We start from the raw sequence: 26,058 nt of genomic DNA, 5'->3' as shown, positions 1-26,058 counted from the left end.
TTTTGTGCCCAAGCATTAGCTTCTAGAATGTGGCGATGGCCAAGAACCTCGACATCACCCTCGTCCGCACCTTCGTTGCCGTGGCGGAAAACGCCAGCATGACGGTGGCGGCCAACGCGCTGCACCTCACGCAGGGCGCCATCAGCCAGCAGATCAAGCGGCTCGAAGATGCCTTCGAGTGCCGCCTGTTCGAGCGCGACGGCCGGCGGCTCGAACTCACCCACGCAGGTGAACGCTTCCTCGGCCGCGCCAAACGCCTGCTCGCCCTCAACGACGAAATCTGGACCGACATGGCGGCGCGCCCGCTGCAGGGGCCGGTGCGCCTGGGCGTGCCTTACGACCTGGTCGGCACCGTTTTCCCGCCGATCTTCAAGGCCTTTACCGAAGCGTGGCCGTCGGTGGAGTTGACCATCGTCTGCGGCACCTCGCCCGAGCTGACGGAGCGCATTGCGCGCGGCGAGCTGGACGTCGCCGTGGTCGAAGCGCCGGTGGACGAAGCCACGGGCGAATGCCTGTGCGTGGAGCGTCTGGTGTGGGTCGGCCCGCGCGGCGGCAACGTGCATGCGAAGCGCCCGCTACCGCTGTCGATGGTGGATGAAAACTGCGCCTTCCGCGCCCGCGTGCTCAAGGCGCTCGGCGAGCACGGCATCGAATGGCGCACGGTGTTCGAGAGCGGCAACATTGAAGCGACCACCGCCACGGTGCGCACCGGGCTGGCCGTCACGGCATGGCTGACGCCGACGGTGCCGGCGGACCTCGACATCCTCGGGCCTGAAGCCGGCCTTCCGGAACTGCCGATGTTTGCGATCAGCCTGCTGCTGCCTGCGCAAGGCACGAGTGCGGCGGCGCTGGCGTTGGCGCAGTGCGTGCGCGACGGGTTCTCTACGCGGCAGCGGGTGGGCGAGCGGCGCGCCGCCTGACCCGTGGCCAGCGGTTACAGGCCGCCGCCTTCGATCTGCACGAGCCCATTCGGCGTATCGAGCACAAGCGTCAAAGCCGGCCGTGCCGCCTCCGACAATTCGACGTATCGGTTCTCCGGTTCGGAAGCATCCCACCCCAGCCCCTGAAGCTTTGCGCGGATGCCCGGCATCTCCGGATGTGCGAGTTGGAATTGGTTCAGGCGCAGCCCAACCTCCTGCATCCTGCCGACCGGGCTTTGGCCGCCGGCCCAATCGATGAGTGCGGGCCAGCAACCGCCCGCTTCCGCTTCGCCGTCGCTGCGTTGAAAGAAGTGCCATCGCAAATCGCCACGCGTCACTTCGAGCAATTCGTGCTGCGGTGATTCGCTTACGTTGCGCGCCAGATCCGGACGGCTCGCGACCCAGCCGAACAACCGTGGCGCCTCTTCCAATGTGCCTTCCCGCGTCAGGCGGTCGAGCGCAAACCAGCGCGTCCTGTTGGGCGCCGCCGCCTCCGGGTCGATGGCGATGAACTCCAGAAAGACGCCGGGCGCAATCCGCGTGACCAGGTTGTGCGTGCCCATCAAGGGATGCTTGCCGCCCGCAGGCAGCTCCACGCCAAACCGCTGCGCGGCATAGGCCTGCGCCTGCTCAAGCGATTGCGCGACGAAGGCAATGTGATCGAGCTTCAAGATGGCTCCCGCTGTATGCGCCTCAAATGTGAGGGCCCAGCATGCCACAGCGCCTTCCACGGCGTTGCGGCGTGGTGCCGGCATCCCCGCCCGTCTCGGGGATGGCTCTGTCTGTTGTTATGCGGCGGTGATCTGCCGTCGCTCGATGGCGGCCAATACCTCCCATGTGTGCGGATCCACGTCGCTCCCCCCGAGCGACATCGAAAGATACGCGTCGATGGCATCGATAAAGCCTTTCACGAATGCCGGCGGATACGCGTTTTCCGAAAAATACGTGAGCTGCTCGCGCAGCCTGCCGGGCCGGCAATGCCCAGGGTCGCGCATGACGCTGTGCGTGCGGCACAGAAACGCGCGCGCTGACACCGCGCCATCCAGGTAGAGGCGGTTTTTGGTCAGCGACATGCGGCACCTCCCGGTTGTGTGGGAAGCCTGCAGCGCCAAGGCGGTGGGGAAGGGTAAGACGCGGGGCGATGCCCGCTGAGTGCGGTAGCCATGTGGCCTCCTGGAGTGGATTGAAGGAGACCCGGTCTCGCTGCGAACGAGGGTGGCGGGCCTGACGACAGGGTTCGCAGACCGGCCCACTCCAGCTCGCCGGCAGACCCGAAGGTCTCCCTGCCCGGCCCGCCGCAAAAAACATAGGCGTGCGCAAGCACCGGACATGAAAACGCCGCTCGGAAGCGGCTGTCCGTCTGGAGGGAAATGGGCTGCGAAACCCGGTCACCGCGAAGGCGGTGACGGTGGGGATTATAGCGATCGGATACATCCATCCTATTCGTAATATTTCGCCAAATCCCGCATGGTGCTTCGTTCGGCCAAGAGAATCCTCGAGGACTAACACCAACGAGGAGGTTAACTTGAGGCGCAACTTTCTGAAGAAGGGCGACGGATCAACCGTCGGAGCTGAAGTGCTTGAAGGCGAGGAAACCTGCACGCACAACGGTACCGCGCTGGCATTCATTGGGGCCAAGGTCTACTGCCACGCATGCAAGACCGTTGGCTTGATCGCCGCACAAGGGCCGCGATGGCCCGATTTCATGATGGAGAAAGAGCAGGCACTCGAGGGGGACGTCTGCATCTGCAAATGCCAGCCTCCGCCAATCATGATTGCGTCTCAAAACGACAGCTTCCAGAGTTTTGAGCACCATGAGCTTGCTGCACTGGGGTTCGGTGAAAGCAGTAACCCTTTGCGTACTGCGCTGTCAGCGACAAGGCACTTCAATGCCTGTTCTTCGTACGACGAACAGGCGCATCTCGTGTCCGCAGCCCTTGAGGGCATCCCGTATTACATCGAAACCGAAGACGGCCGCACTTTCTCAGGGCGGGTACCCGCAAGTGGATTGCTGCCGCGCATTGATACGCAAGGTGAAGAGCCATACACGGTGCTCTGGGGCGACGAGGCACTGGCAAAGCAAACGGAGGCACAGGCATGACGGCAGCGCAACGCAAACCGCTCAAACAAAAGGCGCGGGTTCGGACCAATACAACGCGGGGCTCGGTGTGCAAGATCGACGTGCCAGCGGTGAAGTTTTCCGACCTTTGGGACAACTACGTCACGGGCGAGCCCTATCGGGATGCCAAGACCGGCGGCGTGCCACCCGGCTTCGGAAACCAGTGCGCGATTCGGATGAGTGTGACGTTGCACAAGGTCGGCATAGAAATGAAGTCGTTCACGCCTGCGAATGTGTCAGTCAAGCCCGGTCACCAATTTGGGCGCATTCTGATGGAGGGTAGGTACACGGCTGTCCTTGCGGATCAGATGGGGTCTTGGTTGAGCAAGCACCCGTTTTGTGGACTGCGTAGAACGGAAGACATTACAGGCAGGGATTGGGAATCGAAGGTCAAGGGGAGAACCGGCATCATCATGTTCGATAGCTACTGGTCTCGCAGCAGCGATTCTGCGGGCGACGCCAGCGGTGGCCATATTGATCTTTGGAACGGCTCGCGGTTGACAATCAGCGGGCCAATTAACTCAATCGCAACCGTCGGCCGAATGTTTGGAATGAATTCGCTCTTCCCTGGATCATCGTTTGGCTTCTCTGATTTGGGTGACTCCAAGAAAATTCTCTTTTGGGAGGTTAAGTGAAGCGCGTGATGATGCTAATGGGTTTCGTATTTACCGGTTTCGTAACTGCCGCGATCGTCATACGCATCATGACCGCCTTTGACAACAACCCCGGGTGCGGATTGGATTGCGCAAGCCCCGAACTCGAAGCCGCCTTGCTGTCGGGTCTCGCAACTGTTCTCGCATTCCCGATTCTCGGATTTTTCTTCACACGCAAAAGAAACTCTACGACACGTCGAATAGCCGCCACTTTGTCGACATTAATGCTAGTGGCCATTCTTTTAGCCTTTGTTCACTACGTCTTTAATTTACACACACGGTATCTCAGAGCAGAGGCAGCAAGGCCCGTACAGCCGGACTTGGACTTCATGTATATGGCGATTGCGACCCGCGATGTTCAGACGTACACAGAACTCAAGAAGGGCCAACCTCAATCTGTCGGCATGATTGCTCAATGGCAACGTTGTGCAATTGGCGGTGCTTCATGCGGAAAACAACCAAGGCAGGCACACATGCTATGCAAGAGCGGAGAGGTTTTCGTCAATGAAACCGACTGGAAATACTTCTCCCTGATTCCAAAAGAGAATGTCTTTGGAGCAATTCCCTTGAAATCAATGAAGCTATGCGCTCCAGACAATTGGGTTGAACCATAAGGCCGCAGCGGGCTCATCGGTTCGATAAAACAAAAACCCCGCCAACCGGCGGGGTCCCCCAAATCCTTTTGAGCCTGCAAGCCAATCAAGCCTGCGGCGCGGCCCCATCTTGCGGAGCCGCCTCGGCGCTTTCGGCCTTGGCTTCCTCCTTCTTTTCGATCATCTCTTCCAGCGCGCCCGCGCCCTTGAAACCGGCGACGGCGGCGACGGCCTTGGTCAGCAGGCCGGCATCCGGATCGACTTTCTCGGCGGCTTCAACCGCGGCGACGGCGCCGGCGATCTTGCCCACTTCATCCAACAGTCCCATGGTCACCTCCGCGTGATTGAACGGGAGAGCCATCTTCCCACCGGCAAGGGGCGCAAGTGCAAGCAAAGTTAAAAATTTTCTGCGGGCGTTCGTTTGCGTACAGCGCGCGTCACTCCGCTTCAGCGCCGGCGGGGGTGGCGGTAAGCGCAGCCAAACGCTGGCGGGCGCTGTCGGTAATGGGGCTTGATTGGCGCGTGGCAACGTCGATCTGCACGATCACCGATTGCGATGTCGCGGCGCATTCGCCATTCTGGAAGATGGCCTGCTCGAGCTTGACCGAGCTGCGGCCCACGCTCGCCACGCGCGTGCCGATCTGCACGGAGCCGGGCCAGAGGATTTCGTTGCGGAAGTCGAGCACGAGCTGCGCGATGACGAACTCGCAGCCGGGCGCCGCCAGCGGGTTGTCGGGCGAGAAGAGCATCTCTACGCGGCCCGTTTCCAGGTACGTGGCGAAGACGGCGTTGTTGATGTGGCCCTGGCGGTCGGTGTCGCCGTAGCGGAGCTTGTCGGTCGACTGCAGCGGGTAATCGGAAAGGGATGGCGTGGTTGTCATGTGGGGCGCGGCGTCTGGGTCAACTTGCGCATTTTGCCTGCCTTCCTGTGCAAGCGCTGACAGCGTAATCGCACCGGGTGCTTCCGTTGACTCGTATCAACGCGCCGCTTTCAGCAGCGCTTACCGTGGAAACAGATACCAGCCGCGCACGGGCGCGGCGGCACACACGGCAAGGAGGCCACATGAAAACCCTGGTACTGGCAACGGACGGATCGAACTACTCCGATGCGGCCGCCCGCTGCATTGCCGACAAGACGCTCTTCGGCAGCGACGTGACGGTGCACGTCGTGCATTGCATGCCGGACCTCTCCGGCGACATCAAATCGCTCGTCGGCAAGGCAGAGGTTGACGCGTGGTACGCGGAGGAAAGCACCGGCGCCATGGCCTCGGTCTGCGCGATCCTGGGTGCGGCTGGCGTGCCGTTCGAGCGGCACGCACTCGTGGGCTTTCCACCGGAGCGCATCGTGCATCACGCGCAAGGTGCGGGAGCGGCGGCCATCGTCATGGGCTCGCATGGTCGGGGCGTGTTCGTCGAGGCGCTGATGGGCTCGGTGGCAGGCCGGGTGCTCGCCCATGCTGAATGCCCGGTGGTGCTCGTGAAGGCGCCCAAGGCTTGACGGCGGCGGGGCGGTCGCAGCTACGCTCCGCTGCGCGCACCCCCACAGCCCGACGCGGCATGGTTTAGGATGAAGGCACCTTTTTCTTCACATCCTGGGGGACCCCATGTCGCATCGCCGCCGTCTTGCACTCGCCTTCGCGGGCGCTGCACTGTTTGCTGCTGCCACGCCGTCGTTTGCCTATTTCCGCAACGTGCTGGCCAGCACCATCATCGGCTCGATGAGCCCGACGGAGTTGAAGTCGTTCACCAAGGCCATCGGCGATGTGCTGAGGAGCACCGCCGACAACACGCCCGCACAATGGACGTCTGCGGCGACGGGCAAGCAGCCCGCCATCGACGCGACCATTACGCCGCTGGAGTCGAAGACCGACGCCGGCCAATCGTGCCGACGCCTGCAGAGCGAACTCGCGCGCGGCAGCAGCAAAGAGCAGTGGACCGCGTGGCTGTGCAAACAGCCAAGCGGGGAATGGAAGTTGCGGCAGCTGGCGCAGTAAGGCATCGGCCACCGGGCGGCTATGGCTCGTCTAAGTCTGCCTCGGCAGACTGGTGCGGAATCTTCCTCCATCGCTCTGGAGAATCCGCCGAGTTGGCAGGCCCGGGGCGCGGTGCGCTGCAATCGGTCTGACCGTTCACCCGACACTGAATGCGAGTCCTCCTAGTTGAAGACGACCCGATGATTGGCGCGGCCGTGGAAGCCGCGCTGCAGGACGCCGCCTACGCGGTGGACTGGGTGCGTAACGGCCAGACCGCGTTGGATGTGGCCGCGCACCAACACTACGACCTGCTGCTGCTCGATCTCGGCCTGCCCGGAAAGGACGGCCATGCAGTGCTCGGCAGCCTGCGCGCCCGCGACAATCCTGTCCCGGTGCTGATCCTGACCGCGCGCGATGCGGTGGATGAGCGCGTACGCGGTCTCGACGGCGGCGCCGATGACTACATCCTCAAGCCCTTCGAGATGGTTGAACTGCTCGCCCGCATGCGCGCCGTCCTGCGCCGCAAGGGTGGGGCAGCGAGCCCCGTGCTCACCAATGGCGTGCTGACGCTCGATCCCGCCGCGCACGAAGCGCGCATGGGCGATGCCGAGCCGGTACGCCTGTCCGCGCGCGAGTTTGCATTGCTGCAGGCGCTCATGCTGCGGCCGGGCGCCATCCTTTCGCGCACGGAGCTGGAAGAGCGCATCTACGGCTGGGGCCACGAGGTAGCGAGCAACGCGGTCGAATTCCTCATCCACGCACTGCGCAAAAAGCTCGGCGCGCAGGCCATCAAGAACGTCAGGGGAGTGGGATGGATGGTGCCGAGGGGCCAATGACAGCAGCCACATCTGCGGCTGCATCCGTGCAGCAGCGGCTATCGGTGTGGCTGTCGGTGATCATCGTGGCGGTGGCGGTGCTGGCCGGCGGCTTTGCGTTTGCCTCGGCTTTCCGCGAAGCGTATGAATTGCAGGACGACGTCTTACGCCAGGTCGGGGCGATGTTCGCCCCCGGCCACCTGCCCGCACCAGGCGAGGCGGCCGACGCGCCCAAGGTCTCGGACACGGAGGCGCGCGTGATCGTGCAGGTGTTGCCGCCGGCCGGCGCGGTGCCTGCGGCCAGCCCGCCCGTGCTGACCGACGGCATGCAGACCGCACGCCTGGGCAAACGCGACTACCGCGTGTGGGTCCGCACGCTCGCCAACGGCCAGCGCATCGCTGTGGCGCAGGAAACCGCCGTGCGAGACGAAACCGCCCGCGACAGCGCGCTGCGCACGTTGATGCCGTTCCTGATACTTGTGCCGATCCTGCTGCTGGCCGTCGCCCACGTGTTGCGCAAGATGTTCGCGCCCATCAAGCGGCTCGCGCATGAGGTGGACCAACGCGACGAGCGCCAACTGCACGCCATCGCGCCCGAAGCCGTGCCCGACGAGGTGCGCCCGTTCGTGGTGGCGATCAACCGCCTGCTCGCGCGCGTGCAACAGTCCATGGACGCCCAGCACCGCTTTGTCGCTGATGCCGCGCACGAACTGCGCACGCCCCTCTCCGCACTGTCGCTGCAGGCCGAGCGGCTCGGGCAGGCCGCGATGTCGCCCGACGCGCAGGCGCGGCTTGGCACGCTGCGCCAGGGCATCGAGCGTAGCCGCGGGCTGCTCGAACAACTCCTCACCCTGGCGCGCGCGCAAGAGGCCACCGGCGTGCCAACGGGCACCGTCTCCGTCCAGAGCGTGTTCCGCAGCGTGCTGGAAGACCTCATGCCGCTTGCCGACGCCAAGCAGCTCGACATGGGCGTCACCACCGAAGCCGATGCGCGCGTGCATGCCAACGAGCTCGATCTCTTCGTCGTGGTGCGCAACCTCGTGGACAACGCCATCCGCTACACACCGGAAGGCGGTCGCATCGACCTGTCGGTGGCCATTGACGCGGAGGTTGTGTCGATTGCCGTGCAGGACACCGGCCCCGGCATCCCCATCGACGAACGCGCACGCGTGTTCGACCCGTTCTATCGCGTGCTCGGCAACGAGGCGACCGGCTCGGGGCTCGGGTTGTCGATCGTGAGTACGGTGGTGCGGCGACTCGGCGGGGAAGTGGAACTCGGCGAGGCGGATGATCGTGCCAGCGGGTTGCGGGTGACGGTGCGGTTGCCAGCCGCCTAATGCAATGGCAACCGCACACCGCTCTACCGCCGCACCCGGAATACCACCGCCAACCCCAGCAGAATCATCGCCATCCCCGCCACTGCAACGGGCGCAAGGCGATGCCCCAGCACAAGATCATCCAGCAGCGCCGTGACAACCGGCACGAGGTAGAACAAGCTCGTCACGTTGACGAGGTTGCCGTGCTGCATGAGCCGGTAGAACAGCAACTGCGCACCCACCGACATCACCACGCCCATCCACAACAAGGCAGCGATGCCGGGCAGGATGGGCGTGAACGCCAGCGATTGCGCGGGATGCGCGATGGCAAACCCCATGCACAGCACGAGACTCACCGCGTTCTGCAGCGGCAGCGTATCGATGGGCGACTGGTTCAGCCGCTTCTGGCCGATGGCGCCCAGCGTCATGCTGAGGAGCGCGGCAAACGCATAGCCGAAGCCGGCCATTGGCACTTGGCGCGCGTCGGCCCCACCCACTACAAGCGAGAGGCCGCCCAGCGCGAGCACGAGGCCGGCCATCCGCCGTGCAGACCACGTGCGCTCGGTCACCAGCAGCGTGAGCAGCGGCTGCACGCCGAGCACCGTGGCCAGCAGCCCGGGCGTGAGGCCGGAGTCGAGCGCGAGAAGATAGCAAATCGAATAGCCGCCGGTCAGCAATGCACCGGTGGCGGCTACCTTCAGCCGTGATCCCGGCGCCGCCCACCACTGCCCGCGCCGGAGGCGGAGGCCCGCCAGCACCAAAGACGCGAGCGCAAAGCGCCCAACCAGAAACGCGAACGCCGGGACATGCTGCACCCCGATCTCCGCAAAGATTGCACCGCTGCTCCACAGCAGCACGAATAGAACCGTCGCGCCGGAGCCTGCCAGCGCGGCTTGCATGGAACGCATACCACTCACCTGTCGAATAGAGATGTCGGGTTCCGGCGCGCAGGCAGGCGCCTGCCTCGGGCGTGTGCCCGAGCCTGGTTCAGGTCAACCGGAAACGAAGCGGCTGGGAGTCAGCCGAGCGCGGGCAGATGTGGCGGCGGCGGTGCGCCGATCACGTCGTAGCCCGACGAGACGACAGGAGGAGGGAGGGGCCCGGGCTGCACGCACACGTCATCCACGCGAGCGCGATGGCCGGCAGCGAGGAGGGTGGCGTGAAGTCGTGACATGAAGACGAGGGTCTCTGGGAATCGGTGAAGCGGCACGGCCGATGGCGTTGCGGCAGCCTAGCGGGATCGGCCGCACGGCGCAAGAGGCCCGGCGCTCACGACTGCAGATACGACTTGATCACCTGCATCACTGCATCGGGATCTTCCTGGCGCTGCGCCTCGGCAGGTTCCTTTATCACGTGATCGCTCAGGTGGCCCTCGATGACCGCCGCCATCAGCCCGTTGACCGCACCAACGTCCACGCGTTTTTCGCAAGGCTGCATCCATTGCCGCGTGGCCTGCGTATCTGCAGGTACAGGCTGGTGCGGCAATTTTTTTCGTCGATGCAGTGTCAGGTTTGCATGTGCACCGCGACCAACCTGTGGGATCCGAGCGGCCACGCTCCGCCAGCGATCCAATGGATGCCGCCTCCGGCGGCACGTTCACTGTACGAGGAGTTCACCATGCATACCCGCCGCATTACTCTGGCCTTGCTCGCCACGCTTTCCGCTTCTGCCGCACTGTTCATCGCGCAACCGGCTGCCGCCGCGCAGGCCAAGTTCGATCCGTATACGCAAGGCGCCGTCGACAAGACGGACCCGTTCACGCAAGGTGCGGATCGCCAGGCCGACACCTATGGCTATCTGTCGTGGAAGTACGATCGCTTCGATCCGTATGCGCAAGGCGCGGATCGGCAAGCCAGCGCACACGATGTGCTGGCATGGCGCGGCGATACGAGCTACCCCGGCGGCAACGACGGCTCGCGTGCGTGAATGGCCGCGGTTGCATGAGCGGGGCGCTGGACGACACGCCCCCTCTGCGCCAGCATCAGACCGCCGGCGTTGCCCCCTCGGCGATGCGGTCGTATAGGGCACGCGCCGCAGGCGACAGCTGCGCCGCCTTGCGCGTGACGAGCACCAGCGTGCGCGACACTTCCGGCTCGACCAGTTCGACTGTGCGGATCATCGGGTACGCGCTCTTCTGAAGCGCGAGCCGCGGCACCACCGCCGCGCCCAACCCTTCCGCCACCAACCCGAGCGCCGTTGAGCTGCGCTGCACTTCGTAGAACGAATGCAGCATCACGCCGCTCGCCTTGAGCGCGCCATCGAGCAGGCTGCGGTTGCCGCTGACCTCGCCGGCAAAGATGAGCGGGTGGGGCTGCAAGGCTTGTCACCGGATGCGGCGCCGCTTGGCCAGCGAATGATCGTCGCGGCAGACGAGGACATACGGATCGTTCGTCAGCGGCCGAAGCTGATCGGCAAGCTGGCGGCGGGTGGCCACCTGGCTGTGCAGATGCCGGACAACCTTGACGAACCGGCGCACCGCCTGATGCGCGAAGTGGCCGCTGAGGGGCCGTGGGCCGGCAAGCTCAAGGGTGTAGAGCGCACGGAGCGCTTCGATGCGCGCCGCTATTACGCGCTGCTCGCGCCGCTGCGCGCGCGTGGACGTGTGGCGCACCACGTACATGCATCCGCTGCAAGGCGGCGTCGATGCGGTGGTCGAATGGTTCAAGGGCAGCGCGCTGCGGCCATTCCTCGCAGCGCTGAGCGAGGACGAGCGCCCCGTATTCCTGACGCGCTATCGCGACATGATTGCCCGGGCCTATCCCGCACTCGACGAAGGCACGGTGCTGCTGCCGTTTCCGCGCCTGTTCATCGTGGCGACGCGCAAGTAGGCCCAATCTCAGAATCAAAAGCGACAGCCATGAAAAAGCCCGACGGCAAACCACCGGCGGGCTTTTTATCTGACACATGCGACGCTTAACGCGACGGGTTCAACGTCAGGTTCATGTGACGGTTCACATCCTTGTACAGCAGGTAACGGAAGCGGCCAGGGCCACCCGAATAGCAGGCCTGCGGGCAGAACGCGCGCAGCCACATGAAGTCGCCGGCTTCCACTTCGACCCAGTCCTGATTGAGGCGATAGACTGCCTTGCCTTCGAGCACATACAGGCCGTGTTCCATCACGTGGGTTTCGGCAAACGGGATCACGCCGCCCGGCTCGAACGTGACGATGTTGACGTGCATGTCGTGGCGCATATCGCTCATGTCGACAAAGCGTGTCGTCACCCATGCGCCGTTGGTGCCCGGCATCGGGATCGGCTCGACGTCCTGTTCGTTGGTCACGAAGGCTTCCGGCAGGGGAATGCCCTCGACGACCTGGTAGTGCTTGCGGATCCAGTGGAAGCGCACCGCAGCATCGCTGACGTTATGTAGCGTCCAGTCAACGCCCGGCGGAATGAAGGCGTAGCCGCCCGGCGTGAGCGTGTACTTCTTGCCCTGCAGCGTCAGCTCCGCTTCGCCTTCCACGACGAACAGCACGGCTTCGGCGTTCTTGTCTTGCTCGGGCTTGTCGCTGCCGCCGCCCGGGTTCACTTCAACGATGTACTGCGAGAAGGTCTCGGCAAAGCCCGAGAGCGGGCGGGCGATCACCCACAGGCGCGTCTGGGTCCAGAACGGCAGCCAGCTTGTGACGATGTCGCGCATCACCCCCTTGGGGATCACCGCATATGCCTCGGTGAACATCGCGCGATCGGTCAGCAGATCCGTCTGCGGCGGATGGCCGCCATGCGGCGCGTAATACGTGGTCTTAGACATGTTGCATTCAGGCAATGGGTTGGTCCGGCCCCGAGCGCAAACAGCAACAGGCGGTTCGTACGCGGGCGGCGTTGACGATAGCGAAGTCGCCCACAATCGACCAATTAAATGTTGCGATGACTTCCATTCGATTTGCCACTACCGCGCCAGCATCAGATCAAGGTTCTGAACCGCTGCGCCGGATGCGCCCTTGCCGAGGTTGTCGAACACCGCCGTGAGCAAGACCTGGCCGTGGTCGTTGGCGAACACGCCCAGCCGCATATCGTTTGTGCCGTTGAGCGCCTGCGGGTCGAGATGCGGCACGGCGGACGGCGCCTGCAGCGGCATCACCTCCACATGCTGCGCGCTGGCGTAGTGGTCAGCCAGACATGCGTGCAGCGCGGTCGCGTCAACGCCGGCGTTGAGCAGACGCAGTTCCAGCGGCACCGTCAGCACAATGCCCTGGCGATACGCGCCGTAGGCCGGGACGAACATCGGCCGCTGCCTGAGCCCGGCGTGCAGTTGGATCTCCGGCGTGTGCTTGTGCGCCAAACCCAGCCCGTACACCTGGAACGGCAGCGCGTTTGCTGCCTCCTGCCCCTCGTAGGTTTCCACTGCGCCACGGCCACCGCCCGAATAGCCGGATACGGCATGAATGCTGATCGGGTAATCCGCCGGCACGAGGCCCGCCTGCACGAGCGGACGCAGCAGCCCGATCGCGCCGGTCGGGTAGCAGCCCGGGTTGGTCACGCGCGACGCTGCCGCAACGCGATCGGCCTGCCCCTCGCTCATCTCCGGAAAGCCGTACACCCAGCCCGGCGTGGTGCGATGCGCGGAGCTGGCGTCGATCACGCGCACGCCCGGGTTGACGACGGCCGCGACTGCCTCGCGCGCGGCCGCATCGGGCAAGCACAGGATGGCAATATCGCAGGCGTTGATCGCCTCGGCACGGCGTTGCCCGTCTTTGCGGGCGTCGGCGGGAAGCGTCAGCAGTTTCAGGGCCTGCCGCTCGACACGGCCGCGCAGCCGCTCGTGAATCTGCAGGCCGGTGGTGCCTTGGTCGCCGTCGATGAAGACGAGGGGCGTGGACATGGCGGGGCGCTCCCAGGGAAAGAAGTTGGTGATGAATGCGAGCCCCCATCTTCGAGCGCGACCTAGAATATGAAAAGTTGAATTTCCCAACCCTCACATTCAGCTTTTCTGAATCATGCGAGAGATCAGCCTGGACCGCCTGCGCACCCTCGTCGAAGTCGCAGGCCGCGGATCGTTTGCCGACGCGGCGCAGGCCCTGCATCTGGCAGCGCCCACCGTGAGCCTGCATATCGCCGAGCTGGAAGATCGCGTGGGCGCGCAACTTCTGTCACGCAAGCGCGGGCAGGTGCAGCCCACCGCCATTGGCGAGGTGATGGTGGAGCGCGCGCGCAAGCTGCTCGCCGATGCCGAGCAGGCGCTGGACGACATCCAACGCCAGGTGCAGGGACTGAGCGGGCGCGTACGGCTGGGCGCATCCACCGGCGCCATCGCGCATCTGCTGCCGCAGGCGCTGGAGGTGCTCCGGCAAGACCACCCTGGCATCGACGTGCAGGTGGCAGTGCTCACTTCGCAGGAAACGCTGGCGGGTCTGGCCGATGGCGCGCTCGACATTGGCCTTGTGGCGCTGCCGCAATCGCAGGTGGCGGGGCTGGCGATCAAGCCGTGGCGGCGCGATCCCGTGATGGCGTTCCTGCCTTCGCACTGGACGAGTCCGGCACGCATCACGCCCGCGTGGCTTGCCGCGCAGCCGCTGATCCTGAACGACGCCACCACACGTCTCTCGCGCCAGACGACCGAGTGGTTCGCCACGGACGGTTATCACCCCGTGCCGCGCATCCAGCTCAACTACAACGACGCTATCAAAAGCCTCGTTGCCGCCGGTTATGGCGCCACGCTGCTCCCGCACGAGGCGTCCGCCGTACCGTCGGATGTGCGCATCACCATGCGGCCGCTGCGGCCGGCGTTGTGGCGTGAACTTGGCATCGCGCACCGGGCCGGCCACGTCGAGCGATCGACGCAGCACGTGCTGGACGTGCTTTGGATGCTGCGCGCGAAATAGCGCATCGCGCGCCTTGGCCACGTGACGAGGCGCAGAATCCCGCTGAATAAAGTTTGACTTCTTATGTCGCGACAACTATCGTAAGATATGTTTTTCGACATAACACGGCGCGCCGGCCTACTGCCTTCTGCTGGCAGCCGCGTGCGCCGCCTCCTCTCTTTCTTCGTTCGCCCTCATGCCTCTACTTGATTCCTCGCGCGAGCGCCGGTTGCTCTGGCTACTCGCGCTCACGCAGTTCACCGTCATCATGGATTTCATGGTGATGATGCCGCTTGGTCCCCAGATCATGCACACGTTTGGCATCGGTCCGGCGGCGTTCGCCACGGCCGTGTCGGTGTATTCGCTGTGCTCGGGTGCCTCCGGCCTGCTGGCCGCCACCTATGTCGACCGCTTCGACCGGCGCCGGCTGCTGCTGACCGTCTACGGCCTCTTCACGCTGGCCAACCTGGCCTGCGCGCTGTCAGGCAGTTACAGCATGCTGCTGCTCGCCCGCGCGTTTGCGGGCGTCACGGGCGGTGTGCTCGGGTCGATCATCATGGCCGTGCTGTCGGACGTGATTCCGCCCGCGCGGCGCGGCGCGGCTACCGGCGTAGTGATGTCGTCGTTTGCGCTGGCGGCCATGGCAGGCGTGCCTGTGGGCATTGCCATTGGCGCGCATTTCGGCTGGTCGGCGCCGTTCTTCCTGCTGACGGCGCTCACGGTGCTGATCTGGCTGGGCGCGCGGCGGACCATTCCGCCGCTGGCCGAACATCTGGCAGGCAATCGCAGCCAGACGCTGGGCGAAGTGCTCTCGGGCCTGTGGCGGTTGCTCACCAACCCGCGCCATCTGCGTGCCTTCGTGCTGACTTTCGTGATGATGGGCTCGCACATGCTGGTGATTCCGTTCATCTCGCCGGTGCTGGTGGCCAACCACGGCGTGGCGCCTGAAAACCTGTCGTGGCTGTATGTGGCGGGCGGCGCGGCATCGTTCTTCAGCTCGCGCGCCGTCGGCAAGCTGGCGGACCGCTACGGCCGTCGCCGCGTGTTCGTGGGCGCGGCCCTGCTGGCGTTCATCCCGGTGCTGCTCATGACGCATCTGCCTGACTGGCCGTTCATCGGCATGCTGCTGTTCTTCCCGTTCTTCATGGTGATCCTCTCCAGCCGCATGGTGCCGATGCAGGCGCTGATGACCACGGTGCCGGCCCCGCAGGTGCGCGGCGCGTTCCTCTCGGCCAACAGCGCGGTGATGTCGGTGGGCACTGGCGTGGGGGCGTGGCTTGGCGGGCTGCTGCTGTCCGGTGGCGCCAGCGGCCGCATCGAGGGCTATGGCCTCAACGGCTGGCTGGCCGTGGCGGCGGGGTTGTTCTGCGTGTTCTGGGTGAGCCAGGTGAAGGGATCGGATGCGCAGGGCGACCCGTCGCTGGCTGCATCACCTGCAGCACCGGCATCCGCTGCACCCGCCGGCGCGTCCGGTCCGCAAACGGTGCCGCAAGCACCGCGCGCGGAAAAGGCCTGAGCGGTTATTCGGATTCCAGCACCGTCTTCAGCTTCACGAGATCCCGCTGCACCCATTCGGCATCGGCGTCGAACTGCGCGTCATCCATGTTCGGTTGCTGAAACAGCGTGAGCGAGACAGTGGTGCCCGCGCCGTTGCGCACCACGCGCAGCGGCACGTAGATGATCGATCCGTCCGGCAGGCGGACCCAGTGATCGGCAATGCCAAAGGTGTTGGGCGGGCTGAAGCGGATGAACACGCTGCCTTCGTCGCTGCTGGGCGCGGCCTTGGCAATCCATTCATCGGGGGCCGCGCCCGAGCCCTGCGTAGCGGGGGCGAGCCCTTCCGACAGCCCGGTCGCCCAGATCGGAAAGTTCAGCGGCTCGGCCAGGAACATGGCCACGTCATCGAAGTGACGCTCGACGTTGATGCTCAGGGTGCGGACGTTGTGCAGCATGTGGCCTCCGTGTGCGGCGCGCGCCGTGGGAGGCAGTATATGCGGCGCTCAGGCGGGCAGCTTGCGAAAGCTGATGGCCAGGCGGTTCCAGGTGTTGATGGTGCTGACCAGCAGCGTCAGGTCGACCAGCTCGGCATCAGAGAACTGCACGCGCACGGCCTGCCAGACGTCGTCGGGCACGCGCGTTTGTGCGACGAGGGTGACCGCCTCCGTCCACGCCAGCGCGGCGCGTTCGCGGTCGGTAAAGAAGGGCGTTTCATGCCAGACCAACACCGTTGCCAGGCGGCGGTCGTCTTCACCGCCCTTGCGCGCATCGGCGGTATGCAAGTCGACGCAATAGGCGCAGCCGTTGATTTGCGAGGCGCGCAGGCGCACGAGTTCAGTCAGCGGTTTTTCCAGCGTGCTTTTGGCCAGCGCTTTTTCCAGGCCCATAACTGCCTGGATGGCGGCGGGATTGCTTTGATAGAAGTCGAGGCGGGGTTCCATGAGATGGCTCCTGTGCTTGAGAACTGAAGCCAGTGTAGGCACCCCAGTGGCACCTTGGAATCGCCAATCCTCGCGAATATCAGGTAGCCACCTTGGCCAGCACCTCCGCCAGCTTGCCGAGGCCCGCGTCGATCTCCGCAACGTTCACGTGGCCGTAGCCGATCAGCAGCCCGGGCTGCGGCAGGCGCGCCACATACATCCTGGCTGTGCCGTACAACCCGACGCCCACGCTTTCCGCCAGCTTGACGAGTTCGGCTTCGGGCAAGGGCGTCTGCAACTGCGCCGCCATGTGAATGCCCGCCGCCGACGGCACGGGCGTCAGCCACGGTGCCAGCGGACCACGCAGATGCCGCAGCAGCGCATTGCGGCGCACGGCGTATTCCTTGTGCATGCGCCGCAGGTACTTGCCGAAGTCGCCGTCGAGCATGAATTTGGCGAGCGCCGCCTGCATGAGCGATTCACTGTGCCAATCGGCCACCTGCTTGGCGTGCCGCAACGGCGCCACCAGCGAAGCCGGCGGCACCACGTAGCCGATGCGCAGCTCCGGAAAGATCGTCTTCGAAAACGTACCCACGTACGCCACGCAACCGGCAGCGTCCAGGCTTTTGAGTGATTCCATCGGACGGCCGTCGAAGCGGAATTCGCTGTCGTAATCGTCTTCGATGATCAGCGCGTCATGGCGCTGCGCCCAGTCGAGCAGTTGCGCGCGGCGCGCCAGGCTCATCGGCATGCCCAGCGGAAACTGGTGCGACGGCGTTACGTAGACGAGCTTGGCGCGCTTGGGCAGCGCATCGACGACCAGGCCTTCCGCATCGACCGGCACCGGCACGACCTTGGCACCCCGCGCCTGCAGCGCAATGCGCGCGGGTGGGTAACCCGGGTCTTCAATCGCCACCGTATCCCCGGGGCGCACGAGCACGCGAGCGATCAGGTCGATGGCCTGCTGCGCGCCCTGCGTGACGACAATATCGGCCCAAGCGCACACCACCGCGCGGCTGAATGCGAGATACCGCGAGATGGCCAGGCGCAGCGCCTGGTCGCCCGCAGGGTCCTGATAGCCGCCACGCCCGCGTGCCTGCTGGCGCAGCGCATGCGCAACACAACGGCGCCACACGTCGAACGGAAACTGGCGCTTCTCCGTCACGCCACCCACAAAGTCGTAGACGAGATTCGCGCGCGGCAGGGGCAGCACCGCGGGCATGTTGTTCCAGGGCGTGTCGAAGGTGCGTACGGCTGGCGTGGGCGACGCAAGTTGCGCCGCAGGCGAGGCGGCCGGCGTGCGAGCGCGCAATCCTTCGGTGGCTTCGGCCACAAACGTGCCGGAGCCGGCGCGCGGCTGTAGATAGCCTTCCGCAATGAGGCGCTCGAATACGTCGAGCGTGGTCTTGCGCGACACACCGATCTGCAGCGCGAGGTCGCGCGTGGAGGGCAGACGCTCGCCCGGCACGAGCCGACCATCGAGGATGGCGGTGCGGAGTTGTCGATAGAGTTGGCCGGCAAGGTCGTGCCGGCCGTGGATCGTCAAATGAACATCCATCGTGGGCGCAGTGTGCGAAGGGGCTGCGCCATTCTACGGAAGCCGCCGGAGGCGGAAAGGGCAGGGGTGAAGCTCAGCCTTCCCGGCCGTCAGCGCGCGGCGCCATCAGCCACGGCGTGTAGCGCCACAGGTACGTCGCGAACGCCGCCACCCACAGCAGGCTCGCCCCGCCGATCCACACCTCGCGCGGCAGCAACGCCGGGCCTGCGACGCGCACGAGTGCAGCCAGCGCGACGGCAGCGTAGGCGAAATGCTCTGCCCGGCCCGTGCGCAGCATCCGGCCGGTGTGGCCCAGCGCGGTGCGCGTGATCATTGCGATGATGGCGCCGCCGATGGCTCCTGCCGTGAGCGCATGCAGCGCGGTGGAACGGTCGCCCCAACCGAGCGCTGCGGCAGCCAACATGGCAAAGCCGATGGGCAGGAAGGCATACGCCACATGCAGGATGGAGACGATGGGCGTTCGCAGCGTGCGGCGCGTGTCCCAGCCGGCCCAGCGGACGGCCTGCACGACTGCTGCCGCCGCAAACACGATGGCCGGAACGATGCCTTGAAGCGGCGTCGCCAACATGGCAACGGCGAGCGCCGTCGCCGGCACGATAGCGCGCTCGGCCCACACTACGCGGCGCACGTGCACGCCAGGGACCGCGTTTGAAGTGAACATCGGGATGACGCGCCCGCCAATGACCGTGACAAACAGGCACACCAGCCCAGCGGCCGCGTCGAGGCAGCGCAATGCAGCCAGCGGCGCGTCCCAAGCCAGCGCCGCATGGAACGCCGCGTTGATGGCACCGAGCACAAGCAGCGCGATCGCCAGGCCGTAGTTGCGTGCGCTTTTTGCGCGCCGCAGAACGCGCAGGAACGCCACGCCGCATGCCGGCAGGAACGCCACATCCGCCGCCACCGCAAGCGGCACGGGGCCCGTCCACATCAGCACACGCGCCGCCAGCCACAGCGCCGCCAGCCCAGCGAGTTGCGCGCCTTGTGGCGTCTGCAGGCCCGTCCAGTTTTTGCCCGCCGTGAAGAGGAAACCCACCACCACTGCCGCCGCAAAGCCGAACACCATCTCGTGCGCATGCCAGAACAGCGGCGCCATGGTGGCGGGGCCCTGCGCCGACGGCAGCACCCCCAGCAGCAACGCTGCCCACAACGCCATCCCCAGCGCGGCAAAGGCGGCTGCCAACAGGTAGAACGGCCGGAAGCCGAGCGCGAAGACGGCCCGCCCCGTGTAAGGCAAACGGCTTGCCGGGTCGGGCTGGCCGATGGTGAGCAACGGGGCTTGGCGGGGCATGGTGATTTCCGTGGTTCAGGTCAGAGGGTGTCGTCCAGCAGATCGGGGCCGAACACTTCGCGGTGGATGCGCTCCGACGGCACGCCGCTGGCGAGCAACGCCGCACGCTGTGCCTGCATGAACGGCAGCGGGCCGCAGAGATAGAAGTCCGCTTCCGTCCCGTGGTCGCGCACGAACGTGTCGACCGTCATGCGGCCGGGGTGGGCCGGGCGCTGCGCGAATTCCGCGTCTTCGCCGGACTCCAGGAATACGTGCGCCTCGAATGCAGGCAGCGCTTGTGCGGCACGCTCCAGATCGTCCGCGTGGGCAACATGCGAGGCCGCGCGACTGGCGTGGCTGAATACGATCTTGCGCGCGCTGTTCTGCTGCGCGAGCGTGTTGAGCGCCGAGATCATGGGCGTGATGCCAACACCGGCCGACATCAGCACGATCGGGTTGCTGGTCGCCAGTTGCGGCACGAAGTCGCCGTAGGGTTGGCTGACCAGCAGGACGTCGCCTTCGCGCGCATTGGCGTGCAGCCAGCTCGACACGGTGCCCGCAGGGCGATCGGCGTCACCCGCATCACGCTTGACGGAGATGCGCCACGTGCGGCCATTCGGCGCATCCGACAGGCTGTACTGACGCTGCTGCAGTGCGCCCGGCGCCAGCTCCACCTGCACCGAGATGTATTGACCCGGCAGGAAATCGGCCAACGGCGCATCCCCCACCGCTTCGAGCGTGAGCGACACCACATCTTCGGCCTGTTGGCGGCGGCTGACAATGCGCACCGGCTGACGATGGTCGGGCCCGCTGCCGGTGTGCTGATACAGGCGCGCTTCAGCCGCGATCAGCTCGGCGGCGAGCAGCCAGTAGGCCTCGTCCCAGGCGGCGAGCAGGTCTGGTGTGGCGGCGTCGCCCAGCACTTCGGCAATTGCGCCCAGCAGGTGGCGCGCGACAATCGGGTAGTGGCTCGGCTTGATGCCCACAGCGGCATGCTTGTGCACGATGCGGTTGACCACGGGCGCCAGCGCCGCGTTGTTGCCATGGTTGGCGGCGTACGCAAACACCGCCGAAGCCAGCGACTGCTGCTGCGACCCATTGGCCTGGTTGCCCATGTTGAACACGTTGGTCAGCTCGGGGTGGCTGGCGAACATGTTGCGATAGAAGGTCTGGGTGATGGTCAAGCCATGCTCGCGCAGCACCGGAACGCTGGCATCGATGTAGGGCTTGGACTTGTCGGACAGCATGCTGGACTCCAAATATGCGTGAAATATGCAACAAATAAGACGGGGGGCGCCGTCACGCTTTTTTCTGGATGGCCTGGTGCTCAGGCAACCGCTTGCACTGAATTCTATTAAACGTATATTTGTGATGCAACAAATTGACCTGCGGCAAACCGGCGCATCTTGTGCGCAACTTCCCGATAAGATGTGCCTCTCATGAATGTTTCTACCTGCGGCAACGCCGCACCCCCGCCATGCGACTGACCGACTACACCGACTACGCCCTGCGCACGCTGATCTACGTGGCCGTGCACCCGGACGAGCTCGTCACGATCCAGCGCATTGCAGATGCCTTCGACATTCCCAAGAACCACCTCATCAAGATCGTCCAGCAGCTTGGGCAGGACGGCTTCCTGCATACCGTGCGGGGGCGCGCGGGGGGCATCACGCTCGGCCGCCCGGCCGCCGAAATCAACCTCGGCGACGTGGTCCGCGCCACCGAGCCCGACTTCCGCATGGTCGAGTGCTTCCACGGCGACGACAACCACTGCGTCATCACGCGCGTGTGCGGCCTGCGTGGCGTGCTGCACGCGGCGTTGCGGGCGTACTTTGAGGTGCTCGACGGCTATACGCTGCAGGATCTGGTCGACAAACCGAATGCGGTCAGCCGCGCATTGGGCGAGGCACCGCTGCCGATGCCGCGTGCGGCCCGGCGCAAAGGCGTTGCAGCGTAGGCGCTCGTCGGAGTTGCCGTAGCACAGCACTGAAGCACGATGTCGGGCCTACGTAACTAAGCTGTCGCCCGCCCCCCCAGCTCTTTCCACCCCGCCGCACCGCAGGCATGTTCACTGCTGCGAGACGGTCGTTGGCCGCGCCATTTCCGGTGACGGCCCGATCAACCCGACCAGCGGAGGTGTCATGAAACCCACGCGCGACAAGAGCAAGTACGCGTCGCACTCGAAATCGACGTCGCAGAGCAATCGCAGCAGCGCATCGGCCAAGGAGCGCGGCGGGCACGCCAGCCACGGCAGCGCCGGCAAATCCTCCGAACGCGCCGGTGCCAAGTCGCATGAGCGCGGCGGCCACGGCGGCGGGGATGAACACGCAGCGCACTCGCCGATCGGCATTCAAAAGGCCCTGAAGGGCGCGTCCTACCCGGCGAAGAAGCAGGCGCTGGTGAAGACCGCGCAGGCCAACGGCGCAGTTGACAGCACACTGAAGACGCTGCGCGACATGCCCGACGACGAATACGACACGCCGGCCGCTGTTTCGAAGGCCGTCAGCAACGAAAAGTGATGCGCATGCGAGCAGGAGGACGACTCATGAACAGATCGACACAGCATATTGGAGTGCAGCGCGTTGCCGCGTTGTTTCTGGCAGCTGCACTTGGCTTTGGCGGTGGGCTGAGCGTGGCGCGGGCGGCGGTGGACAAGTCCGACACCACCTTCGTCACCAAGGCTGCGGCCGCCGGGATGCTAGAGGTTCAGGCGAGCCAGGCGGCGATTACACGCGCAGGCAATCCCGACGTACGCGCCTTTGCACAACGGATGGTGAAGGACCACACCACCGTTGGCGACGAACTCAAGACGCTGGCCGGCAAGAAGGGCATCGCAGTGCCAGAGAGCCTGCCCGCCGGCGAGCGTGCGAAGGTGGACAAGCTCAATGCACTGGAGGGCGCCAAATTCGACAAGGCCTACGCCGACGAGGTGGGCGTGAAGGCCCACAAGGAAGCCGTCTCGTTGTTCGACAAGGCCTCGAAGGGCGCGAAGGACCCCGACATCAAGGCATTTTTCGCGCACAACCTGCCGGCCCTGCGTGAGCATCTGCAGATGGCGGAGCAGTTGAAAACCGCAGCGAAATGATTCCGCGGGTTGAACCCATCATTGATCGAGGTGACCATGAATGGCCGACACCTTCCTGGCTGATGGGTTCGAGACCGATGCCCGACCAGAAGACCGTGGTGACGGAAAACGCCGCGCGCTTCAAGGCCATCAACGGTCGCAACTACAACGATCTGTGGTTCTACTCGAACCCGGTGTTTGTGTCGGTGCAGTAAGTGCGGAAGCCGTAAGGCAGGGGCGGTGATTTACCCTGCAGCGGGCGCGTTCGTCCGCCGCAGCCAGACCGTCACCGCCAGCCCGGTTCCACCGGGCCCGGGCGCCAGCGCAATCTGGCCGCCCATGCGATCGACGATCTGCCGCACGATCGCCAGGCCCAGGCCAGTGCCCTGGGTCTGCGTGCCGTCCAGACGCGTGAAGCGCTCGAACACGCGCGTGTACGCCTCGGGGGGAATGCCGGGGCCGTTGTCGGTCACGGTCAGCATCGCCCAACCGTAGTCCGCCGACACCTGCACCGTCACGTGGCCGCCTTCCTGCGTGTAACGCACAGCGTTGTCGACCAGGTTGAACAACAGGGCGGCAATCAGCGCGCGGTTGCCCGACGTCCATACGGGCTGCTCGGCAGGTTCGATCCCCAGATCGATCCGGCGGCCATCGGCCAGCAGCGCCAGGTCTTCCAGCACGGTGCGCGCCACATGCGAGAGGTCGACGGCCTCGCTCGTCGCGGCCGATGCTTCGGCCTGAGACAGCAGCAACAAGTCGTTGATGAGGTCCGCCAGGTTGCGTGTGCTGGTTCGCGCGGCCTTCAGGACTTCATGCAGCGCGGCATCGGCGTTCGTTTGCGCCGCCACCTGCATCTGCGTATCGAGAATTGCCAGCGGCGTTCGCATCTGGTGCGCAGCATCGGCAATGAAGCGCTTCTGCGTGATCGCGTTGTCGGCAATGCGCTGCAGGTACTGGTTGAACGCGCCGGCAATCGGCTGCAGCTCGTGCTGCAGGCCGTCGGGGTCGAGCGGCGCGAGGTCGGTGGGCGCCCGTGCCGACACATTACCGGCCAGCCGCAAGATCGGCCGCAACTCCAGGGTCAGGCCGATGAGGATCATCGCCAGCGCCAGCCCCACGAGCGCGAGCTGGCGCACGGTGGCGGGCCACCACAGCTGGCGGATCATCGCGTCGCGCCCGTTCATGGTTTGCGCGACGCGCGTGACGACGCGTTCGGTGCGCCCGGCGTCGTACATGGTGCGCACCACGGCGGCCACGTGCACCGGCTGGCCCTCCACGGTATCGGTGTAGGTGCCGGCATCGGCCAGGCCGGCGGCGTCAAACGCGGGGCGCGTGCCGAAGTCGAGCCGCCCGGCCAGCAGGCGGCCGTGCTCGGTGCTGACCTGGTACGTCACCTGATCGCGCACCGGGGTTTCGGGCGCGGCAAACACCGCCAGCGCAGCCGGCGGCACCGACACGCGCAGGCGGCCTTCGTCCCATTCGATCTGCCCGCTGATCATCTGGGCGGCCGTGTCCAGCGCATGAAAGTGCACGAGATCGGCGTTGTGGCGTGCGGCGGCCAGGTCGAGCCAGCCATCGGCCGCCACATAGACGACCAGCGGCAACGCCAGCCATAGCACCAGCCGCGCACGCAGGCTGCGGGCACGCGCCGGGGCGGACTGCGCCGGCGCTTGATCAGGACTGCGCGGCGGAGGCATCGCGCAGCAGGTAACCAAGGCCGCGCAGCGTGACGATGGTGGCGGCGGAATGCTCCAGCTTCTTACGCAGACGGTGGATATAGATCTCGATGGCCTCGGGGCTGGCTTCATCGTCCATGCCGAAAACGCCGTTCACCAGCGCCGGTTTGGACACCGTGCGACCCAGCTTGAGCATCAGGATTTCAAGCACCGTGTGCTCGCGTGCGGGCAGCACCAGGGGCTGGCCGGCCAGATTAAAGGTGCGGCTGCCGGTGTGGTATGTCAGGTCGCCGCATTGCAGCTCGACAGACTGATCTGGCGTGCTGCGCCGCACCAGCACCTGAATCCGCGCAATCAGCTCGCGAATCTCGAATGGTTTGACGAGGTAGTCATCGGCGCCGGCACCCAGGCAGGCGACCTTGTCGTCGATCCCGCCGCTGGCTGTCAGGATGAGCACCGGCACCGGGTTGCGCCGGCCGCGCAAACGTTGCAATACACCTTGCCCTGACAATGTAGGCAATTGCAGATCGAGCAGCACGACGTCGTAGTGTTGCGTCAGCAACAGGGTATCGGCGGATTCGCCATCGCTGGCGTGATCCACGGTGAATTGGGCGCGGCGCAGGGCTTCGGACAGCCAGTGCGCCAGCGGGGCGTTGTCTTCGATCAGGAGCAGCTTCATGCGAAAACAGCGCGTCTGGAAAATGAAAGCGATTTGTGGGTTGCCGCTTCCTAGAATGGTGGCGGCTGCCTACGCGCGCCGGAGGCATCACTCACCAGATCCGGACCGCGCGATACCGATATCTACAAAAGAGCCGGAGACAACTCAATGGGTGTTTTTACCTGCACGACCGCCCGCGCACACGGCGTCCGGGGCTGGATCACGCCGTGGCTCGCTGCCCTTCTGGCAGTGGCAACTTCGCATGCTCTCGCACAAGACCCGACGCGCCTGACGCTCATGGTCAGCGGCACCGCCAAGATGATCTACCTGCCGGCCACGCTGGCGCAACGTCTGGGCTATTTCCGCGACGAAGGGCTCGAAGTGGAACTGCTCTCGCAGCCCGCCGGCGTTGATGCGGAGAGCGAACTGCTCACCGGCTTTGCGCAAGGCGTGGTCGGCTTCTATGACCACACCATCGACCTCCAGGCCAAGGGCAAGGAAGTGCGCGCCATTGTCGTATTCAGCCAGGTGCCGGGCGAAGCGGAAGTCGTGTCGACACGCTTGCCGGCGACGGTCCAGTCGATGCGTGACTTGCGCGGCCGCACGCTGGGCGTGACGGGGCTGGGTGCATCCACGAGCTTTCTCACGCGCTACCTGATGGTGCAGCAGGGGCTCTCGGCCGGCGACTACACCATGCTGCCGGTTGGCGCGGAACACAGTTTCGTCACTGCGCTGCGCAACGGCCGCATCGATGCAGGCATGACCACCGACCCGACGGTCTCGCGCCTCGTGCACAGCGGCGAGGCCCGCGTGCTGCTCGACTTGCGCACGCTCGAGAGCACACGAGCGGCGCTCGGCGGTTCGTACCCGGCCGCGTGCCTGTACCTGCAGACCGCATGGCTGGAAGCACATCCGGACATCGCTGCCAAACTGGCCCACGCATTCGTGCGCACCCTGCATTACATGCACACGCACGGTGCAGAAGACATTGCCGCCCGCATGCCGCCTGAATTCCGGCGCGATCATCCCGAGCTGTACACAAAAGCGCTTGCCGCCGCGTTGCCCACCTTCAGCACCGACGGACGCATGCCGGACGACGGCCCACCCACCGTCCTGCGCGTCCTCGCCGCCAGCAATGCCAACGCGCGCGACAAGCACATCGACCTCTCGCGCACCTACACCAACAGGTTTGTCGATCAGGTGCGCGAGCGCCGCTAGCTCAAGCCAAA

Annotated in this window: 31 protein-coding genes and 2 pseudogenes; 16 read left to right on the top strand and 17 right to left on the bottom strand. The window is 65.4% G+C overall.

The features are described from left to right. Window positions 1-35 precede the first annotated feature (35 nt). On the top strand, window positions 36-920 hold the full coding sequence (locus tag CFE42_RS14910) for a LysR substrate-binding domain-containing protein (RefSeq protein WP_004628401.1): 885 nt from the start codon (window positions 36-38) through the stop codon (window positions 918-920). A 14-nt stretch (window positions 921-934) separates the two neighbouring features. On the opposite strand, the gene CFE42_RS14905 is transcribed toward CFE42_RS14910, so the two are convergent. Both CFE42_RS14905 and CFE42_RS14900 read right to left on the bottom strand, forming a co-directional pair. Next, complete coding sequence (locus CFE42_RS14905; protein ID WP_004628403.1) at window positions 935-1,591, bottom strand: VOC family protein; 657 nt, start codon at window positions 1,589-1,591, stop codon at window positions 935-937. Between the two features lie 117 nt (window positions 1,592-1,708). Next, window positions 1,709-1,993, bottom strand: a complete 285-nt coding sequence (locus CFE42_RS14900) for a hypothetical protein (protein ID WP_004628404.1) — start codon at window positions 1,991-1,993, stop codon at window positions 1,709-1,711. A 452-nt stretch (window positions 1,994-2,445) separates the two neighbouring features. Here CFE42_RS14900 and CFE42_RS14895 point away from each other — a divergent pair, with 452 nt between their 5' ends. The 3 genes from CFE42_RS14895 to CFE42_RS14885 are packed head-to-tail and all read left to right on the top strand — an operon-like array spanning window position 2,446 to window position 4,306. Further along, window positions 2,446-3,021 (top strand): PAAR domain-containing protein, encoded by a 576-nt coding sequence (locus tag CFE42_RS14895; protein WP_004628407.1) that lies wholly within the window; start codon window positions 2,446-2,448, stop codon window positions 3,019-3,021. Then, complete coding sequence (locus CFE42_RS14890; RefSeq protein WP_004628408.1) at window positions 3,018-3,674, top strand: type VI secretion system amidase effector protein Tae4; 657 nt, start codon at window positions 3,018-3,020, stop codon at window positions 3,672-3,674. Before CFE42_RS14895 ends, CFE42_RS14890 begins: the two co-directional genes overlap by 4 nt. Continuing rightward, the gene (locus CFE42_RS14885; RefSeq protein ID WP_004628410.1) at window positions 3,671-4,306 is read left to right on the top strand and encodes a hypothetical protein; all 636 of its coding nucleotides are present in this window, start codon (window positions 3,671-3,673) and stop codon (window positions 4,304-4,306) included. The genes CFE42_RS14890 and CFE42_RS14885 overlap by 4 nt, the downstream gene beginning before the upstream one ends. An 85-nt stretch (window positions 4,307-4,391) precedes the next feature. On the opposite strand, the gene CFE42_RS14880 is transcribed toward CFE42_RS14885, so the two are convergent. Together CFE42_RS14880 and CFE42_RS14875 are read right to left on the bottom strand one after the other, a co-directional pair. Next, window positions 4,392-4,613, bottom strand: a complete 222-nt coding sequence (locus tag CFE42_RS14880) for a hypothetical protein (RefSeq protein WP_004628412.1) — start codon at window positions 4,611-4,613, stop codon at window positions 4,392-4,394. A gap of 109 nt (window positions 4,614-4,722) precedes the next feature. Beyond that, window positions 4,723-5,166: a thioesterase family protein gene (locus CFE42_RS14875; protein ID WP_004628413.1), complete on the bottom strand. Its 444-nt coding sequence runs from the start codon at window positions 5,164-5,166 to the stop codon at window positions 4,723-4,725. 182 nt (window positions 5,167-5,348) lie between these two features. Here CFE42_RS14875 and CFE42_RS14870 point away from each other — a divergent pair, with 182 nt between their 5' ends. From CFE42_RS14870 to CFE42_RS14855, 4 genes are all read left to right on the top strand, one after another. Further along, the gene (locus tag CFE42_RS14870; protein WP_004628414.1) at window positions 5,349-5,783 is read left to right on the top strand and encodes a universal stress protein; all 435 of its coding nucleotides are present in this window, start codon (window positions 5,349-5,351) and stop codon (window positions 5,781-5,783) included. Between the two features lie 106 nt (window positions 5,784-5,889). Continuing rightward, window positions 5,890-6,279, top strand: coding sequence for a hypothetical protein (locus CFE42_RS14865; RefSeq protein ID WP_004628416.1), 390 nt, complete (start codon window positions 5,890-5,892; stop codon window positions 6,277-6,279). A 149-nt stretch (window positions 6,280-6,428) separates the two neighbouring features. After that, window positions 6,429-7,094 (top strand): response regulator transcription factor, encoded by a 666-nt coding sequence (locus CFE42_RS14860; RefSeq protein WP_004628419.1) that lies wholly within the window; start codon window positions 6,429-6,431, stop codon window positions 7,092-7,094. Next, a complete protein-coding gene (locus CFE42_RS14855) occupies window positions 7,070-8,410 on the top strand; it encodes an ATP-binding protein (RefSeq protein WP_052035678.1) in 1,341 nt (446 codons plus the stop codon). Before CFE42_RS14860 ends, CFE42_RS14855 begins: the two co-directional genes overlap by 25 nt. A 23-nt stretch (window positions 8,411-8,433) precedes the next feature. Here CFE42_RS14855 and CFE42_RS14850 read toward each other — a convergent pair whose 3' ends face one another. The 3 genes from CFE42_RS14850 to CFE42_RS14840 all read right to left on the bottom strand — a co-directional run bounded on the left by CFE42_RS14850 (window position 8,434) and on the right by CFE42_RS14840 (window position 9,943). After that, a complete protein-coding gene (locus CFE42_RS14850; protein WP_004628422.1) occupies window positions 8,434-9,297 on the bottom strand; it encodes a DMT family transporter in 864 nt (287 codons plus the stop codon). Window positions 9,298-9,407: 110 nt separating this feature from the next. Continuing rightward, window positions 9,408-9,563, bottom strand: a complete 156-nt coding sequence (locus CFE42_RS14845) for a hypothetical protein (RefSeq protein WP_170816395.1) — start codon at window positions 9,561-9,563, stop codon at window positions 9,408-9,410. 95 nt (window positions 9,564-9,658) lie between these two features. After that, window positions 9,659-9,943, bottom strand: coding sequence for a hypothetical protein (locus tag CFE42_RS14840; protein ID WP_296158573.1), 285 nt, complete (start codon window positions 9,941-9,943; stop codon window positions 9,659-9,661). A 63-nt stretch (window positions 9,944-10,006) separates the two neighbouring features. On the opposite strand from CFE42_RS14840, the gene CFE42_RS14835 reads away from it, so the two are divergent. Continuing rightward, entirely contained in the window at window positions 10,007-10,315 is a 309-nt protein-coding gene (locus tag CFE42_RS14835) for a hypothetical protein (protein ID WP_004628426.1), read from the top strand. A 55-nt stretch (window positions 10,316-10,370) separates the two neighbouring features. On the opposite strand, the pseudogene CFE42_RS14830 reads toward CFE42_RS14835, so the two are convergent. Next, window positions 10,371-10,787: pseudogene (locus CFE42_RS14830) on the bottom strand (LysR substrate-binding domain-containing protein); the annotation flags it as partial. On the opposite strand from CFE42_RS14830, the pseudogene CFE42_RS14825 reads away from it, so the two are divergent. Beyond that, window positions 10,788-11,217 (top strand): annotated as a pseudogene (locus CFE42_RS14825) (trans-aconitate methyltransferase); the annotation flags it as partial. An 85-nt stretch (window positions 11,218-11,302) separates the two neighbouring features. Here CFE42_RS14825 and CFE42_RS14820 read toward each other — a convergent pair. Next, complete coding sequence (locus CFE42_RS14820; protein ID WP_004628432.1) at window positions 11,303-12,139, bottom strand: bifunctional allantoicase/(S)-ureidoglycine aminohydrolase; 837 nt, start codon at window positions 12,137-12,139, stop codon at window positions 11,303-11,305. Window positions 12,140-12,277: 138 nt separating this feature from the next. Then, window positions 12,278-13,210, bottom strand: a complete 933-nt coding sequence (argC, locus tag CFE42_RS14815) for an N-acetyl-gamma-glutamyl-phosphate reductase (protein ID WP_004628434.1) — start codon at window positions 13,208-13,210, stop codon at window positions 12,278-12,280. A gap of 115 nt (window positions 13,211-13,325) precedes the next feature. Here argC and CFE42_RS14810 point away from each other — a divergent pair, with 115 nt between their 5' ends. Then, window positions 13,326-14,210: a LysR family transcriptional regulator gene (locus CFE42_RS14810; RefSeq protein WP_004628436.1), complete on the top strand. Its 885-nt coding sequence runs from the start codon at window positions 13,326-13,328 to the stop codon at window positions 14,208-14,210. 175 nt (window positions 14,211-14,385) lie between these two features. After that, window positions 14,386-15,705, top strand: a complete 1,320-nt coding sequence (locus tag CFE42_RS14805) for an MFS transporter (protein WP_004628438.1) — start codon at window positions 14,386-14,388, stop codon at window positions 15,703-15,705. Window positions 15,706-15,709: 4 nt separating this feature from the next. Here the strand turns inward: CFE42_RS14805 and CFE42_RS14800 are convergent, their stop codons facing one another. From CFE42_RS14800 to CFE42_RS14780, 5 genes are all read right to left on the bottom strand, one after another. Further along, window positions 15,710-16,141 carry a hypothetical protein gene (locus CFE42_RS14800; protein ID WP_004628439.1) on the bottom strand — a complete coding sequence of 144 codons (432 nt, stop codon included), beginning with the start codon at window positions 16,139-16,141 and terminating at the stop codon, window positions 15,710-15,712. 48 nt (window positions 16,142-16,189) lie between these two features. Beyond that, window positions 16,190-16,627 (bottom strand): carboxymuconolactone decarboxylase family protein, encoded by a 438-nt coding sequence (locus CFE42_RS14795; RefSeq protein ID WP_004628441.1) that lies wholly within the window; start codon window positions 16,625-16,627, stop codon window positions 16,190-16,192. Between the two features lie 79 nt (window positions 16,628-16,706). Next, window positions 16,707-18,164, bottom strand: coding sequence for a PLP-dependent aminotransferase family protein (locus CFE42_RS14790; RefSeq protein ID WP_004628443.1), 1,458 nt, complete (start codon window positions 18,162-18,164; stop codon window positions 16,707-16,709). A 73-nt stretch (window positions 18,165-18,237) separates the two neighbouring features. Further along, window positions 18,238-19,452: an NnrS family protein gene (locus CFE42_RS14785; protein WP_004628445.1), complete on the bottom strand. Its 1,215-nt coding sequence runs from the start codon at window positions 19,450-19,452 to the stop codon at window positions 18,238-18,240. Window positions 19,453-19,472: 20 nt separating this feature from the next. After that, window positions 19,473-20,678 carry a globin domain-containing protein gene (locus tag CFE42_RS14780; protein ID WP_004628446.1) on the bottom strand — a complete coding sequence of 402 codons (1,206 nt, stop codon included), beginning with the start codon at window positions 20,676-20,678 and terminating at the stop codon, window positions 19,473-19,475. A 230-nt stretch (window positions 20,679-20,908) separates the two neighbouring features. On the opposite strand from CFE42_RS14780, the gene CFE42_RS14775 reads away from it, so the two are divergent. The 3 genes from CFE42_RS14775 to CFE42_RS14765 all read left to right on the top strand — a co-directional run bounded on the left by CFE42_RS14775 (window position 20,909) and on the right by CFE42_RS14765 (window position 22,516). After that, window positions 20,909-21,388 carry an Rrf2 family transcriptional regulator gene (locus CFE42_RS14775; RefSeq protein ID WP_004628449.1) on the top strand — a complete coding sequence of 160 codons (480 nt, stop codon included), beginning with the start codon at window positions 20,909-20,911 and terminating at the stop codon, window positions 21,386-21,388. A gap of 184 nt (window positions 21,389-21,572) precedes the next feature. Beyond that, window positions 21,573-21,950 (top strand): DUF2795 domain-containing protein, encoded by a 378-nt coding sequence (locus CFE42_RS14770; RefSeq protein ID WP_004628450.1) that lies wholly within the window; start codon window positions 21,573-21,575, stop codon window positions 21,948-21,950. A gap of 26 nt (window positions 21,951-21,976) precedes the next feature. Then, window positions 21,977-22,516: a DUF4142 domain-containing protein gene (locus CFE42_RS14765; RefSeq protein WP_004628451.1), complete on the top strand. Its 540-nt coding sequence runs from the start codon at window positions 21,977-21,979 to the stop codon at window positions 22,514-22,516. Between the two features lie 224 nt (window positions 22,517-22,740). Here CFE42_RS14765 and CFE42_RS14760 read toward each other — a convergent pair whose 3' ends face one another. Together CFE42_RS14760 and CFE42_RS14755 are read right to left on the bottom strand one after the other, a co-directional pair. Beyond that, window positions 22,741-24,192, bottom strand: a complete 1,452-nt coding sequence (locus CFE42_RS14760) for a sensor histidine kinase (RefSeq protein WP_004628455.1) — start codon at window positions 24,190-24,192, stop codon at window positions 22,741-22,743. After that, window positions 24,170-24,850, bottom strand: a complete 681-nt coding sequence (locus CFE42_RS14755) for a response regulator (protein ID WP_004628458.1) — start codon at window positions 24,848-24,850, stop codon at window positions 24,170-24,172. The genes CFE42_RS14760 and CFE42_RS14755 overlap by 23 nt, the downstream gene beginning before the upstream one ends. 147 nt (window positions 24,851-24,997) lie before the next feature. Here CFE42_RS14755 and CFE42_RS14750 point away from each other — a divergent pair, with 147 nt between their 5' ends. Next, a complete protein-coding gene (locus CFE42_RS14750; protein ID WP_004628460.1) occupies window positions 24,998-26,047 on the top strand; it encodes an ABC transporter substrate-binding protein in 1,050 nt (349 codons plus the stop codon). The last annotated feature ends 11 nt before the right edge of the window (window positions 26,048-26,058 follow it).

Source organism: Ralstonia sp. PBBBR1 (assembly GCF_002256165.1).
In the GTDB taxonomy this organism is placed as follows: Bacteria; Pseudomonadota; Gammaproteobacteria; order Burkholderiales; family Burkholderiaceae; genus Ralstonia; species Ralstonia thomasii.
Note: the sequence above shows the minus strand (reverse complement) of the source record. Positions and strands in the feature narration are given on the sequence as shown.